We start from the raw sequence: 281 nt of genomic DNA, 5'->3' as shown, positions 1-281 counted from the left end.
CCGGTGACGACAATTCATCGCTCGCCTGGCTTGCGGCCGGCGGCGATGGCTGCGTCTCCGCGGTGACGAACGTCGCGCCCGACCTGTATGTCGCCGTGCACCGGCACTTCCGCGCGGGCCGGCTGTACCAGGCGCGCGAGTTGCATCAGCGGCTGGTGCCGCTGGCGACCCTGCTGGAACGCGAGCATCCGGCCGCGCTGAAGTTCGCGCTGGCGCTGTTGGGCTTCATGCAACCGGCGACGCGGCTGCCGATCGTGCAATTGGGGACGGCGGCGAAGGCC

1 protein-coding gene is annotated in these 281 nt (G+C 70.8%); it reads left to right on the top strand.

What is annotated here, in order from left to right:
* Positions 1-281: dihydrodipicolinate synthase family protein (locus tag RVY79_RS19155; RefSeq protein WP_317466143.1), on the top strand; the 281-nt coding region annotated here is incomplete at both ends.

The organism is Chromohalobacter sp. HP20-39 (assembly GCF_033052815.1).
Lineage (GTDB): Bacteria > Pseudomonadota > Gammaproteobacteria > Pseudomonadales > Halomonadaceae > Chromohalobacter.
The sequence above is the reverse complement of the archived record's forward strand: the minus strand, read 5'-3'. Positions and strand labels throughout refer to the sequence as shown.